1 protein-coding gene is annotated in these 289 nt (G+C 64.0%); it reads right to left on the bottom strand.

Annotated features, from left to right (window positions below):
* Window positions 1–230: hypothetical protein (locus tag ACWED2_RS37860; RefSeq protein ID WP_449695326.1), on the bottom strand; the 230-nt coding region annotated here is incomplete at its 3' end.
* Window positions 231–289: the final 59 nt, after the last annotated feature.

The following is a 289-nucleotide window of genomic DNA, read 5'->3' as shown; positions in this document are numbered from 1 at the left end:
AGAACCAGCAGGGTTCCGGTGGTCACGGTGGGAACCAGTTCAACGAGCAGGCTTCCACGGGCGGTCACGGGAGCATCTTCCAGAACGAGCAGGGCTCGGGCGGCCATGGGGGTAACCAGTTCAACGAGCAGGCTTCGACCGGTGGTCACGGGAGCATCTTCCAGAACGAGCAGGGCTCGGGCGGTCACGGTGGGAACCAGTTCAACGAGCAGGCTTCGACCGGTGGTCACGGGAGCATCTTCCAGAACGAGCAGGGCTCGGGCGGTCACGGTGGGAGCCAGTTCAACGA

Source organism: Amycolatopsis sp. NPDC005003, from assembly GCF_053600695.1.
Note: the sequence above shows the minus strand (reverse complement) of the source record. Positions and strands in the feature narration are given on the sequence as shown.